Source organism: Halomonas sp. HG01 (assembly GCF_000968715.2).
Taxonomy (GTDB): Bacteria; Pseudomonadota; Gammaproteobacteria; order Pseudomonadales; family Halomonadaceae; genus Halomonas; species Halomonas halophila.
This window is the reverse complement of record NZ_CP022134.1, coordinates 3,194,051-3,206,176: the sequence shown is the minus strand read 5'-3', so window position 1 is coordinate 3,206,176 and position 12,126 is coordinate 3,194,051. Positions and strand designations below refer to the sequence as shown.

Here is a 12,126-nt window from a genome sequence, read left to right as displayed (position 1 = left end):
GGGTGAGGCGATAGCCGAACGGGGTGACCACGGATGGTCACCCCAGGCCCTGCAAGCGAAGCAGGATGCGACAGCGCAGCAGGAAGAAGGGAGCGCCCAGGGAAGGGTTCACAGCGTGTTCGCGTTGCCCTGTGCCAGCCGACGTCGCCGACTTGGTCTAGCTCGCTGCCTTCCGCGTGCTGGAAGACGTTTGTTTGGCCCCAGCGCAGTCAGGTTGTTTGGGAAGTGTTGGTAAGGAGCGCTCCTGGCACCCATAATGGCAGCGTTTCGACGTCGAGGAGACCGTGATGAAACTGCTCAACCGTTCCGCCCTGAGCGTCAGGCCGACCCAGCACTTCGTCGACTGGGTCAACGCCCTGGAGCCCACCCTGGGTGACGACGACCTCTCGCTCGGCGACGTCGAAAGGGAAAGCACCGTCTATCTGATCCCCGAGATGGATACCCCCGAGGCCCTCGAGGCCTTCGTCCGCGAGCGCTATCTCGAGATCCTCGAGACCGAGCTGCGCGCCTGGGAAGAAGACGAGCGTCAGTGGCCCGAGACCCTCGACTGGGCGCTGTTCCAGCGCTTCCTGCACTTCGAGTACAGCTACCTGGCCGTCGACCTCGATGACGAGGCGGCCCTGGAAGTGGCCGAAGTGGACGATAATCTGCTGCTGGAAACGGACCAGGACTGATTCTGCTTCCATCCGGCAGGTAAACCTCGAGAAAACCGGCTTCGGCCGGTTTTCTTGTCAGCGACGATCACACATGAGCCGACTCTTCTCGAACCGCCCCGGTGACGATGGCCTGCCGGGTTCCGAACGCCGTCTCGCCGTGCTGGCGCTGATCCTCGGCACCACCATGGCGGTGATGGACAACTCCATGGTCAACCTGGCGCTGCCCTCCATCGCCGCCGATCTCGAGGTGGCGCCGGCCGACGCGGTGTGGGTGACCAACCTCTTCCAGGTGACCTGCGCGGCCTTCCTGCTGGTCTTCGCCGCGCTGAGCGAGCTGGTCGGCCGGCGCCGGATCTACATGGGCGGGCTGGTGCTGTTCGCCGTCGCCGCGCTGGGCTGCGCGCTGTCGCGCAGCCTGGAGGCGCTGCTGGCGTTCCGCGCCCTGCAGGGCGTGGCGGCGGCGGCGACGCTGTCGATCGGGCCCTCGCTGTATCGCGCCATCTTTCCCTCGCGGCTGCTGGGCAGTGCCCTGGGGCTGAGTTCGCTGGTGGTGGGCATCGGTTACGCCGCGGGACCCGCGCTGGGCGGTTCGATCCTCTCGGTGGCCCGCTGGCCGTGGCTGTTCGCGCTGCCGGCGCTGCCGGCGATGGGGGCGGTCGTGCTGGCCTGGCGGGCGCTGCCCAGGGAGCCGGGCCGCCGCGGCGGCTTCGACGGCTGGGGGGCGCTGCTGGCCATGGTCACGCTGGGCGGTTTCTTCGTGGCCATGGACGGCAACGGCGCCGAGCTCCCCGGTCTCGAGACGCTGGGCTGGCTTGCCCTCAGCCTGATCGCCGGCGCCGCCTTCCTGGCCCGCCAGCGCCGCGCGCCCTATCCGCTGATGGCGCTGTCGATGTTCGCCGAGCGCCGCTTCAGCCTGGCGGTGTCCTCCCAGGGGCTGGCCTTCGTCGGCCAGGGGCTGGCTTTCGTCGCCCTGTCCTTCCTCTACCAGCAGGAGATGGGCTTCTCGCCGCTGGAGACCGCCTGGCTGTTCACCCCCTGGCCGCTGACGATCATGGTGGCCGGGCCGCTCGCCGGTCGGCTGGCCGATCGTTTCAACCCCAGCCTGTTGAGCTCGGCGGGCCTGGTGCTGCTGATGATCGGCTTGGGCAGTCTGGCGATGCTCGATGCCGACGCCGAGGTGATCGACTGCCTGTGGCGCACCGCGCTGTGCGGGCTCGGCTTCGGCTTCTTTCAGCCGCCCAACAATCGCGAGCTGATGGGCAGCGTGCCGGCCGAGAAGAGCGCCAATGCCTCCGGCGTGATGAGCACCACGCGCACCGTGGGGCAGTCCCTGGGCGTGGCGCTGGTCGGCGCCTGCCTGGCCGCCGGGGCACCTGTGCAAGCGACGCTGTGGGCCGGCATGGCGGCCACCGGCCTGTCGCTGCTGGCCAGCCTCGGGCGTGTCTCGCTGGCCGGCGAGGCGCTGCGCGCCCGTCGTCGCGCCGCGGCCGAAAGCGTACAATGATCCCCGACACTCACCAGCGGAACGCCGAGATGAGCATCCAGTCGACCATCGAGCACAAGCTCCAGGCCCTCGAGCCCACCTACCTGACGGTGGAGAACGAGAGCCACATGCACCATGTGCCGCCGAATTCCGAGACCCACTTCAAGGTGACCGTGGTGTCGCCGCGTTTCGCCGGCATCATGCCGGTCAAGCGTCACCAGCAGATCTATGCGCTGCTGGCCGACGAGCTGGCCGGCCCCGTGCACGCCCTGGCGCTGCACCCTTACACCCCGGAGGAGTGGCAGGCCCGCGGCGCAGCGCGCCCGGACTCCCCGAACTGCCGGGGCGGCGGTCAGTCGTGACCACCGAGCCCCAGCGGCTGCAGTACCTGGAGGCCATGGGCCTGACGGCCTGGACGGCGCGCTACCGGCTGCCCAACGCCCGAGAGACCGAGGCCTGCGAGTGGGAGCTGCCGACGCCGGACGATGGCGCCCGGCAGGCGCCCGGCGAGCGCCTTCAGGCGTTGCTGGACGCGCCCGCGGAGGCGTCTCCTGCACCGACCGTCCCCGCGTCGCCCGCGGCGGAGGCGCCCGTGCGTCCGCCGCCGGGCGAGCGCAAGGCGCGTGCGCTGCTTGGCGGGCTGGTGCCCGAGGCGGCTCCCGAGGAGACGCCGCCGCCCGTCGCGTCGGCTCCTGCCCGGGAGGCTGCCGCCGACGAGTCCCGGGAGGCCCTGCGCTTCGCCCTGCAGGTGGCCTGCCTGGACGGGCGCTGGCTGGTGGTACAGCCCGGCGAGGCGTCCCCCTCGCCGCTGGCGCAGCGGCTGCTGGTCAACCTGCTGCGGGCCGCCGGTGTCACCCCGGAGCATGCGCCGGCCTTCGAACCCTTCCACTGGCCCCAGATCGAAGGCCTGGAGGTGCAGGCGCCGCTGGACGAGGCGCGCCAGGGGCTCGGGGCCTTCCTGGCCGGCCGCGCGCGTCGCGGCTGGGCGCCGGAACGGCTGCTGGTATTCGGTGACGACGCCACCCTGACGCGGGTGCTGGCGATCGACGACGGGCGCTCGACGGCTCTGGACCTGCCGGCCTGGCAGGGGCCGGCGCTGGAGACCCTGGGGGGAAGCGCCGAGGCCAAGCGCGATCTCTGGCCGCGGCTGCTCGACTGGCGTCGTGAGTGGAATGGTGAGGCTCAGGGCGAGGCGAAAGGCGATGCCTGAGCCTCGCCTGCGCGCGCTGGGCCTTCCCGATCTTTCGGCGCTGATCGAACTTGAGGCGAGCGGCCAGGCTCATCCCTGGTCGGCGACGCGGCTCGAGCAGGCGCTGGCGGCGGCGGAATACGCGGTGCTGGGGCTGGAAGATGCGGCAGGGCTGATCGGCCACGCGGTGGTGTCGCGTCAGCCCTTCGATGCCGAGCTCGAGAGCATTCTCATCGCACCGGAACGGCGCGGCGAGGGGTTGGCGGGAAGGCTGCTGGCCGCGGTCGTCGAACGCGCCCGCGAAGGGGGCGCCGAGCGGCTGCTGCTGGAGGTCAGGGCAGGCAATGCCGCGGCGATCGCGCTGTATCGGCGGGCGGGATTCGCGGAAGACGGGCGCCGGCGCGGCTACTATCCGCCGCTGGCCGGCACCGAACGCGAGGACGCGTTGCTGATGTCTCTCCCCCTGGCCTGACGAACGACGGACCGGCCAGGGGCGGAGCGGTCCGGGACGTCAGCCGGCCTGCTGTTCGGCGGTGTTGCCGGTCTCGACATCGTCGAACTTGCCCAGCAGCGCGGACAGGCGACGCTCCCATTCCTCACGCTCCTGCTTGAGGCGAGCGTTTTCCTCGCGCAGCTCCTCGGCTTCCAGTTTCATCAATTCCAGTGCCTCGACGGCGCTGGATACCTTCTGTTCGAGCTGGTTGAAGAGTTCGATGCTCATCCGTTTCTCCTGACGATGTCGGCGGGGCGGGGCCCGTGATTGGCGTCCTGCAGCGGCAGACTAACGCCGTGGAGGGGGCTCAGCAAGCGTCGTCGTCGGGCGACGCGCCGGCCGTGTCCGGGCGGTGATAGAGCCGCCCGGTGCTGTCGCCGGCCCGCACCTCGCGATGCAGCCGCCAGCCGCTCGGCACCGCCGGCGTGAGCTCCGACTCGGTCTCCACGTAGATCCAGGCGTCCGCCGCCAGCCAACCGGCCTCGAGCGCGCGGCAGCAGGGCGCGGCGAGGCCCTGGCGGAAGGGCGGGTCGAGGAACACCAGCGAGAAGGGCGACCGTTCCTCGGCGAGCCCGGCCTCGAGATAGCCGAGCGCATCGGCGACGCTGACCTCGGCGGACGCGATGCCAAGCGTCGCCAGGTTATCGGACAGCGCCCGGGCGACCCGCGCGTCGCGCTCCACCAGCGTCGCCTCGGCGGCACCGCGGGAGAGGGCCTCCAGGCCCAGCGCGCCGGTGCCGGTGAACAGGTCCAGCACCCGGGCGCCGGGCGTGGCCATGCCCAGCCAGTTGAACAGCGTCTCGCGGACGCGGTCCGGCGTGGGGCGCAGGCCCGGGCTGTCCAGCACCGGCAGCCGGCGGCGGCGATGTTCGCCGCCGATGATGCGCAGCTGCCCGGCGGGGCGGGAAGTCGCCTGCTTGCCGCGGCCGCGGGCAGGCGTCGAGGAACGGGAGGAGGGGCGTCGTCGGCTCATGGGCGCCGATTGTAGCGGGCGCCTTGTCCACAGTCATGGTGCGCGATGGTAGGATGTGGCGATTCGTTCACCCGCGAGGCTGAATCCCCCCATGTTCGGTTTTTTCAAGCGCAAGAAGAAGCAGCAAGAGCAGCAGCAGGAGTCCCAGCAGGCCCCCGAGGTCGAGCAGGAGGAGGCGCCTGATGCCGCGACGGCCGAGCCGGAGGCCGAGACGCCGACCGAGGCGCAGCCCGCCCCGGCGACCGAGCCCGCCCCCGTCGCCGAGCGCGACGATGAAACCGAGGCGTCCGCAGCGCCCGAGCCGGTCGAGGAGCCCGAGACGCCCGCGGCAGATGCCGAACCCGCGCCGGTAGAGGCGCCTGAGACGCCCCGGGCAGCCGACGTCGAACCGGAAGCGTCCGAGCCCGAGACGCCCGAGGTGGCAGACGCCGAACCGCAGGCCGCGGAGCCCGAGGCCGAGCCCGCCGTCCAGTCGCCAGCCGAGCCGGAGCCCGAGCCCGCTCCTGAACCCGAACAAGCCGCCGCGCCCGAGCCCGTCGTGGAGCCAGAACCGGAGCCCGAGCCCGCTCCGGCGCCGGGGGAGACGCCCAGGGCCGAGGCCCGCGAGAAGCCCCAGGGCAAGAAGAAGGGCCTGTTCGCGCGCATGCGCGAGGGGTTGGGCAAGACCCGCGCCAACCTGACCGAGGGGCTCGCCGGCCTGTTCATGGGCCGCAAGCAGATCGACGACGATCTGATGGAGGAGCTCGAGACCCAGCTGCTGATGGCGGACGTGGGCATCGAGGCCACCACCGAGATCATCGACCGGCTCACCGACCGCGTCTCGCGCAAGGAGCTCAAGGACCCCGAGGCGCTGTACAAGGCCCTGCAGGAGGAGCTGGCGACCCTGCTCGAGGGCGTCACTGGGCCGCTCGAGCTGCCGCCCAAGGGCGAGGGGCCGTTCGTGATCCTGGTGGTCGGCGTCAACGGTGTCGGCAAGACCACCACCATCGGCAAGCTGACCCAGCGCTTCCAGCGCGAGGGCCGCAGCGTGATGCTGGCCGCCGGCGATACCTTCCGCGCCGCCGCCGTGGAGCAGCTCAAGGTCTGGGGCGAACGCAACGACGTGCCGGTGGTGGCGCAGCACACCGGCGCCGACAGCGCCTCGGTGGTCTACGATGCCCTGGCCGCGGCCCGCGCCCGCGGCGTCGACGTGCTGATCGCCGACACCGCCGGCCGGCTGCACAACAAGGCGCACCTGATGGAGGAGCTCAAGAAGGTGCGTCGGGTGATGGGCAAGCTCGACCAGCAGGCGCCCCATGAGGTGATGCTGGTGCTGGATGCCGGCACCGGTCAGAACGCGTTGTCCCAGGCGTCCACCTTCAACGAGGCGGTGCCGGTCTCCGGCATCACCCTGACCAAGCTCGATGGCACCGCCAAGGGCGGCGTCATCTTCGCCCTGGCCCAGCAGCTGGGCACGCCGATCCGCTTCATCGGCGTCGGCGAGACCCTGGACGATCTGCGTCCCTTCCATGCCCGGGAGTTCGTCGACGCCCTGTTCGACCGCGACGACGCCTCGGCATGATCGCCTTCGAGCACGTCGGCAAGCGCTACGGCGGGCGCTTCGAGGCGCTCGCCAATCTCGACTTCCGCGTGCGCCGCGGCGAGATGGTGTTTCTCACCGGCCACTCCGGGGCCGGCAAGAGCTCGCTGCTGCGGCTGCTGATGCGCCTGGAGCGGCCCAGCCGCGGGCGCATCCTGGTCGCCGGTCATGACATCGACCGCCTGCATCACAGCCAGGTGCCGTTCTACCGGCGCCAGATCGGCGTGGTGTTCCAGGATCACCAGCTGTTGTTCGACCGCTCGATCTATCACAACGTGGCGCTGCCGCTGGAGATCCAGGGCGCCGAGCCGAGGGAGGCGGCGCGGCGGGTGCGCGCCGCGCTGGACAAGGTGGGGCTGCTGCACCGCGAGAAGGCGCTGCCGATCGAGCTTTCCGGCGGCGAGCAGCAGCGCGTGGGCATCGCCCGGGCGGTGGTCAACAAGCCCTCCCTGCTGCTGGCCGACGAGCCCACCGGCAACCTGGATCCCCAGCTTTCGGCGGACATCATGCGCCTGTTCGAGGATTTCCACCGCATCGGCACCACGGTGATGATCGCCAGCCACGATCTGGCGCTGATCGCCCGGCTGCGCCACCGTACCCTGCGCCTCCACGAGGGGCGCCTGGTCGCCGACGAGGAGGCCTCATGAGCCGAGAGACGCCTGCCCGCCGTGGCGCCCGTGCCCAGCGTCCGTCCTCCGGCGGCCGCTGGCGCAGCTGGCTGCGCCACCACCGGGCCATGGCGCTGGACAGTGCCCGTCGGCTGCTGCGCCACTCGCTGAGCAGCCTGCTGACCATGCTCGCCATCGCCATCGCCCTGGTGCTGCCCGCGGGGCTGTGGCTGACCCTGGACGGGGCACGACTGCTCGATGCCGAGCTCGACGAGAGTGCGACCGTCACCGTTTACCTGGAGGATCGCGTCGGGGACGCCGAGGCGGGGCGCATCGTCGAGGCCCTCGCCGCCCACGATGGCGTGGCCGGCACGCGCCTGATCACCGCCGCCGAGGGCATGGCCGAATTCCAGCAGGCGCTGGGGCTGGAGGATGCCCTGGCGCGGCTGCCGGGCAATCCGCTGCCGGCCAGCGTGGTGATTCGCCCCGACGACCCCGCGCCGGCGGCGGTGAAGCGCCTGGCCGGCGACCTGGAGGAGGTGGCCGGGGTCGAGGAGGTGCGCCTGGACCTGGCCTGGCTGGAGCGCCTCGGTCGCCTGGCCGAGCTGGGCCGCCGGGTCGGGCTGGGGCTCGCCGTGCTGTTCGGCCTCGGGGTGCTGCTGGTGGTCGGCAACACCGTTCGCCTGGCGGTGGAGAATCGACGCCAGGAGATCGAGGTGGTGACCCTGATCGGCGCCACCCATGCCTTCGTGCGCCGTCCCTTCCTCTACAGCGGGGCCTGGTATGGCCTGGGCGGCGGCCTGCTCGCCTGCGGGCTCTTGACCCTCGGCGGCAACTGGCTGGCGGCGCCGATTTCCGCCCTGGCGGCCAGCTACGGCGCGACGTTCACGCTGCCGGGGCTCGGCTTCACGGGGTCGGCAACCCTGCTCGGCTGTAGTACACTGTTGGGCTGGCTGGGCGCCTGGATCGCCGTGAGTCGCCACCTGGCTCAGATCCGGCCCCGCTAGCGACGCATTTGCGAATCGGGAATACTGCCGGAACCAAATCGGTAAGCCGCTATCCAATGCGGCGACTCAGGTTCCCAGTACGGGTTTCCATACAAGGGATTCCACACACGGGCTTCAACGGAGACATTTTGCACATGAGCACCAGTCTTCTGCCGGTGGGCCACCTTTCCCCGGGCCACGACCTCAACGGCTACATCCAGGCGGTGAACGGCATCCCCATGCTGACCGTCGACGAGGAGCGTGACCTGGCCTTCCGTCTGCACGACGAGGGCGACCTCGAGGCGGCGCGCCGTCTGGTGATGTCGCATCTGCGCTTCGTCGTACACATCGCGCGCAGCTATTCCGGCTATGGCCTGGCTCAGGCCGACCTGATCCAGGAAGGCAACGTCGGCCTGATGAAGGCGGTCAAGCGTTTCGATCCGCGCCAGGGCGTGCGTCTGGTGTCCTTCGCCGTACACTGGATCAAGGCCGAGATTCACGAGTTCGTGCTGCGCAACTGGCGGATCGTCAAGATCGCCACCACCAAGGCGCAGCGCAAGCTGTTCTTCAACCTGCGCAGCGCCAAGAAGCGCCTGGCTTGGCTGAACACCGACGAGGTCGAGGCCATTGCCAAGGATCTCGACGTCAAGCCCGAGGTCGTGCGCGAGATGGAGGGGCGCTTGTCCGCCCACGACGCCGGCTTCGATGCCGCGCCGGGGGAGGACGAGGAGACCGCCTACCAGGCGCCGGTCCACTATCTGGACGACGCCAGCCAGGATCCGGCGACCCAGCTCGAGGACAGCGACTGGGAGGCCGACGCCACCCGCCGCCTGCAGATGGCGCTGGAGGGGCTCGACGAGCGCTCCCGCGACATCCTCCAGCAGCGCTGGCTGAGCGACGACAAGTCGACCCTTCACGAGCTGGCCGACGTCTATGGCGTATCCGCCGAGCGCATCCGCCAGCTCGAGAAGAACGCCATGAAGAAGATCAAACAGCAGATCGGCGAGACCCTGGCGGCCTGACGGTACGGGCCGCCGCGCCGCACGAAGAAAACCCCGAAGGCTGGTGCCTTCGGGGTTTTTTGTTGCCGGTTCTCGCGGCGAGCGGCGTCAGGCGGTCTGCACTGCCTCGCGCAGTAGCCCCGCCGATAATACCGGCCACTGGTCATCCCAGTGCGCGGTGGGCAGGTGGCGGAAGTCGCTGCGCACGTACTGGGCGATGCGTCCCTCGACCTGAGCGACCAGCAGGTTGGCGGCGGCGGGAATCGGCAGCGACGGGCGACGCCCCTCGCGCAGTTCCGCCTCCCGCAGCACCTGCTTGAGCTGGGTCTCGAGGCGCTCGAACAGCTGGTGGATGCGCTGGCGCAGCCGCGCCGTCTCGCCGGTCAGGGCGTCGCCGCCGAGTAGCCGCGACAGGCCCGGGTTCTTCTCGGCGAAGGCCAGCACCAGGGTGAGGATCTGGCCGCAGCGAGGCAGTGCCTCGGGCACCTCCTCGAGGATGCGGCCGATGCGTTCGAACAGCGTCTGTTCGATGAACTCGATGAGCCCCTCGAACATGCGTGCCTTGCTGGGGAAATGGCGGTAGAGGGCGGCTTCGGAGACGCCGACCTGGCGCGCCAGGGCGGCGATGGTGATGCGCTTGCCGCTGTCTTCCTCCAGCATCAGCGCCAGCCCCTGGAGGATCTGCTCCCGGCGGCTGGGGGTGTGAGTTGCCTGCGTCATGATGTTCTTTTCTTGTCGGTCCTTGATAAGAGGGGCAGCCGGGGCGTCGGCCCCGGCATCATCATCGGTTCGCGTTGGTGATCAGCGTGCCCACTCCCGCGTTGGTGAAGATTTCCAGCAGGGTCGCATGGGGCACCCGGCCGTCGACGATGTGAGCGCTCGCCACGCCGCCCTTCACGGCGTCCAGGGCGCAGCGGATCTTCGGCAGCATGCCGCCGTGAATGGTCCCATCGGCAATCAGGGCGTCGACTTGAGCGGTGGTCAGGCCGGTGAGCACCTCGCCCTCGGCGTTCATCAGGCCGGAGACGTTGGTCAGCAGCATCAGCTTCTCGGCGTCCAGCGCCTCGGCCACCTTGCCGGCCACCAGGTCGGCATTGATATTGTAGCTGCGCCCGGCCTCGTCGACGCCGATCGGTGCGATCACCGGAATGAAGTCGCGCTCGGCGAGCATCTCGATCAGGTCGGTGGAGATGTGCTCCACCTCGCCGACGTGGCCGATGTCGATGATTTCGGAGGCGGCCATGTCCGGCGTCTGCTGTTCGACCTGGAGCTGGCGGGCACGGATCTGGCCGCCGTCCTTGCCGGTCAGGCCGATGGCCTTGCCGCCGCTCTGGTTGATCAGGTTGACGATGCCCTTGTTGACCAGCCCGCCCAGGACCATCTCGACCACGTCCATGGTCTCGGCGTCGGTGACGCGCATGCCGTTGACGAAGCGCGACTCGATCTTGAGCTTGTCGAGCAGGTCGCCGATCTGCGGGCCGCCGCCGTGGACCACCACCGGATTGATGCCGACCTCCTTCATCAACACCATGTCGCGGGCGAAGGAGTCGATCAGGGTGTCCTCGGTCATGGCGTTGCCGCCGTACTTGACCACCACGGTCTTGCCGGAGAAGCGCTGGATGTAGGGCAGGGCCTCCGACAGCACCTCCACTACCTGGCGCGGGTCGCGGTTCTGTTCGCTCATGTCTTCCTTCCTGGTCGTGTCTTTGTCGTGGCTCACAGCGCGAGCTCGAGGTCCGGGGCCACCTGGGCGAGGGCATCGGCGAAGCGGGCGCGGATGCGCTCGAGCGCCGCGTCGCTCTTGCCCTCGAAGCGCAGCACCAGCACCGGCGTGGTGTTGGAGGCGCGGCACAGGCCCCAGCCGTCCGGATAGTCGACGCGGATGCCGTCGAGGGTGGTCTTGACGCCATCGTCGCCGAAGTCGCCTTCCCGGGCCAGCCGCGCCACCAGCTCGAACTTGGTCTCGTCGGTCACCGCGACGTTGATCTCCGGGGTGCCGATGTCCTGCGGGTAGCGGGCGAAGAAGGCATCGGCGTCCTCTTCATGACGCGACAGCACCTCCAGCAGCCGGGCGGCGCCGTAGAGGCCGTCGTCGAAGCCGTACCAGCGCTCCTTGAAGAAGATGTGGCCGCTCATCTCGCCGGCGAGCTGGGCGCCGGTCTCCTTCATGCGTGCCTTGATCAGCGAGTGGCCGGTGCGCCACATCTCCGGGGTGCCGCCGGCCTCATCGATGACGCGGGCCAGGTTGCCGGTGCACTTGACGTCGAAGATCACCCGCGCGCCGGGGTTGCGCTCGAGCATGTCCTCGGCGAAGGCCATCATCAGGTGATCGGGGTAGATCAGCTGGCCCTGGGGTGTGATCACGCCCAGGCGGTCGCCGTCGCCGTCGAAGGCCAGGCCGATGTCGGCGTCGTGCTCGCGCACGGCGCGGATCAGGTCCTCGAGGTTCTCGGGCTTGCCCGGGTCCGGATGGTGGTTGGGGAAGGTGCCGTCGATCTCGGCGAACAGCGGGATCGTCTCGGCGCCCAGGCGCTCGACCAGCTTGGGGCCGAGCTCGCCGGCCACGCCGTTGCCGCAGTCCACCACCGCCTTGAGCGGGCGGGCCAGGCTCACGTCGCCGAGGATGCGCTCGAGATAGGCCTCGCGCACGTCTTCCTGGTGCACCTCGCCGGCGCCCTCGGCCAGGTCGCCTTCCTCGATCCGGCGATGCAGGTCGGTGATCGTCTCGCCGGACAGCGTCTCGCCGCCGAGCACGATCTTGAAGCCGTTGTAGTCCGGCGGGTTGTGGCTGCCGGTGACCATCACACCGGAGGCGGTGCCGTCCAGTACGTGGGTGGCGAAGTAGAGCACCGGGGTCGGCACCATGCCGATGTCGATCACGTCGCAGCCGCTGGCGGTCAGGCCGCGGGTCAGGGCGTCCTTGAGCCGCGGGCCGGAGAGGCGGCCGTCGCGGGCCACCACCACCCGGGATTCGCCGCGGGCGAGGGCGGCGCTGCCGATGGCCTGGCCGATGCCCTCGACGCCGGCCTCGGTGAGGGTGTCATCGACGATGCCGCGGATGTCGTAAGCGCGGAAGATCGAGGCCGGAGCCTGGCAAGAGCCATTCTGAGTCATGTCATCGTTCCTGTGTGAGGAAATCGTTGTCGGTGGCGCCAGCA

At 70.0% G+C, this 12,126-nt stretch carries 14 protein-coding genes; 9 read left to right on the top strand and 5 right to left on the bottom strand.

Annotated features, from left to right (window positions below):
• The first annotated feature begins 287 nt into the window (after nt 1-287).
• From UN84_RS15170 to rimI, 5 genes are all read left to right on the top strand, one after another.
• A complete protein-coding gene (locus UN84_RS15170) occupies nt 288-674 on the top strand; it encodes a hypothetical protein (protein ID WP_035592764.1) in 387 nt (128 codons plus the stop codon).
• Nucleotides 675-747: 73 nt separating this feature from the next.
• Nucleotides 748-2,160 carry an MFS transporter gene (locus tag UN84_RS15165; protein ID WP_046078394.1) on the top strand — a complete coding sequence of 471 codons (1,413 nt, stop codon included), beginning with the start codon at nt 748-750 and terminating at the stop codon, nt 2,158-2,160.
• A gap of 29 nt (nt 2,161-2,189) precedes the next feature.
• Complete coding sequence (locus tag UN84_RS15160) at nt 2,190-2,501, top strand: BolA family protein (RefSeq protein WP_035592761.1); 312 nt, start codon at nt 2,190-2,192, stop codon at nt 2,499-2,501.
• Nucleotides 2,498-3,349 (top strand): hypothetical protein, encoded by an 852-nt coding sequence (locus tag UN84_RS15155; RefSeq protein WP_046078393.1) that lies wholly within the window; start codon nt 2,498-2,500, stop codon nt 3,347-3,349. The genes UN84_RS15160 and UN84_RS15155 overlap by 4 nt, the downstream gene beginning before the upstream one ends.
• A complete protein-coding gene (gene rimI, locus UN84_RS15150) occupies nt 3,342-3,800 on the top strand; it encodes a ribosomal protein S18-alanine N-acetyltransferase (protein WP_046078392.1) in 459 nt (152 codons plus the stop codon). The genes UN84_RS15155 and rimI overlap by 8 nt, the downstream gene beginning before the upstream one ends.
• 39 nt (nt 3,801-3,839) lie before the next feature.
• Here rimI and UN84_RS15145 read toward each other — a convergent pair whose 3' ends face one another.
• Complete coding sequence (locus UN84_RS15145) at nt 3,840-4,049, bottom strand: cell division protein ZapB (RefSeq protein WP_035592757.1); 210 nt, start codon at nt 4,047-4,049, stop codon at nt 3,840-3,842.
• A gap of 79 nt (nt 4,050-4,128) precedes the next feature.
• Nucleotides 4,129-4,794, bottom strand: a complete 666-nt coding sequence (gene rsmD, locus UN84_RS15140) for a 16S rRNA (guanine(966)-N(2))-methyltransferase RsmD (protein ID WP_046078391.1) — start codon at nt 4,792-4,794, stop codon at nt 4,129-4,131.
• Between the two features lie 91 nt (nt 4,795-4,885).
• On the opposite strand from rsmD, the gene ftsY reads away from it, so the two are divergent.
• The 4 genes from ftsY (at nt 4,886) to rpoH (ending at nt 8,989) form a co-directional block, all read left to right on the top strand.
• Nucleotides 4,886-6,355, top strand: a complete 1,470-nt coding sequence (gene ftsY, locus UN84_RS15135; protein WP_046078390.1) for a signal recognition particle-docking protein FtsY — start codon at nt 4,886-4,888, stop codon at nt 6,353-6,355.
• Nucleotides 6,352-7,020: a cell division ATP-binding protein FtsE gene (gene ftsE / locus UN84_RS15130; RefSeq protein WP_035592751.1), complete on the top strand. Its 669-nt coding sequence runs from the start codon at nt 6,352-6,354 to the stop codon at nt 7,018-7,020. The genes ftsY and ftsE overlap by 4 nt, the downstream gene beginning before the upstream one ends.
• Nucleotides 7,017-7,988, top strand: coding sequence for a permease-like cell division protein FtsX (gene ftsX, locus UN84_RS15125; protein WP_046078389.1), 972 nt, complete (start codon nt 7,017-7,019; stop codon nt 7,986-7,988). Before ftsE ends, ftsX begins: the two co-directional genes overlap by 4 nt.
• Before the next feature lie 134 nt (nt 7,989-8,122).
• Nucleotides 8,123-8,989: an RNA polymerase sigma factor RpoH gene (gene rpoH, locus UN84_RS15120; RefSeq protein ID WP_106487804.1), complete on the top strand. Its 867-nt coding sequence runs from the start codon at nt 8,123-8,125 to the stop codon at nt 8,987-8,989.
• Between the two features lie 87 nt (nt 8,990-9,076).
• On the opposite strand, the gene slmA is transcribed toward rpoH, so the two are convergent.
• From slmA to UN84_RS15105, 3 genes are all read right to left on the bottom strand, one after another.
• Nucleotides 9,077-9,688: a nucleoid occlusion factor SlmA gene (slmA, locus tag UN84_RS15115; protein WP_035592743.1), complete on the bottom strand. Its 612-nt coding sequence runs from the start codon at nt 9,686-9,688 to the stop codon at nt 9,077-9,079.
• Nucleotides 9,689-9,749: 61 nt separating this feature from the next.
• On the bottom strand, nt 9,750-10,652 hold the full coding sequence (gene argB / locus UN84_RS15110; RefSeq protein WP_035592742.1) for an acetylglutamate kinase: 903 nt from the start codon (nt 10,650-10,652) through the stop codon (nt 9,750-9,752).
• 32 nt (nt 10,653-10,684) lie between these two features.
• Nucleotides 10,685-12,082, bottom strand: a complete 1,398-nt coding sequence (locus UN84_RS15105) for a phosphomannomutase/phosphoglucomutase (RefSeq protein ID WP_046078386.1) — start codon at nt 12,080-12,082, stop codon at nt 10,685-10,687.
• Nucleotides 12,083-12,126: the final 44 nt, after the last annotated feature.

Bases quoted from the DNA above. Each gene is read 5' to 3' on its own strand.
- UN84_RS15165 (WP_046078394.1), top strand. From the start codon at position 748: ATGAGCCGACTCTTCTCGAACCGCCCCGGTGACGATGGCCTGCCGGGT.
- rpoH (WP_106487804.1), top strand. From the start codon at position 8,123: ATGAGCACCAGTCTTCTGCCGGTGGGCCACCTTTCCCCGGGCCACGAC.
- rimI (WP_046078392.1), top strand. From the start codon at position 3,342: ATGCCTGAGCCTCGCCTGCGCGCGCTGGGCCTTCCCGATCTTTCGGCG.
- UN84_RS15105 (WP_046078386.1), bottom strand. From the start codon at position 12,082: ATGACTCAGAATGGCTCTTGCCAGGCTCCGGCCTCGATCTTCCGCGCT.
- UN84_RS15145 (WP_035592757.1), bottom strand. From the start codon at position 4,049: ATGAGCATCGAACTCTTCAACCAGCTCGAACAGAAGGTATCCAGCGCC.
- slmA (WP_035592743.1), bottom strand. From the start codon at position 9,688: ATGACGCAGGCAACTCACACCCCCAGCCGCCGGGAGCAGATCCTCCAG.
- argB (WP_035592742.1), bottom strand. From the start codon at position 10,652: ATGAGCGAACAGAACCGCGACCCGCGCCAGGTAGTGGAGGTGCTGTCG.
- rsmD (WP_046078391.1), bottom strand. From the start codon at position 4,794: ATGAGCCGACGACGCCCCTCCTCCCGTTCCTCGACGCCTGCCCGCGGC.
- UN84_RS15170 (WP_035592764.1), top strand. From the start codon at position 288: ATGAAACTGCTCAACCGTTCCGCCCTGAGCGTCAGGCCGACCCAGCAC.
- ftsX (WP_046078389.1), top strand. From the start codon at position 7,017: ATGAGCCGAGAGACGCCTGCCCGCCGTGGCGCCCGTGCCCAGCGTCCG.
- UN84_RS15160 (WP_035592761.1), top strand. From the start codon at position 2,190: ATGAGCATCCAGTCGACCATCGAGCACAAGCTCCAGGCCCTCGAGCCC.
- ftsY (WP_046078390.1), top strand. From the start codon at position 4,886: ATGTTCGGTTTTTTCAAGCGCAAGAAGAAGCAGCAAGAGCAGCAGCAG.
- ftsE (WP_035592751.1), top strand. From the start codon at position 6,352: ATGATCGCCTTCGAGCACGTCGGCAAGCGCTACGGCGGGCGCTTCGAG.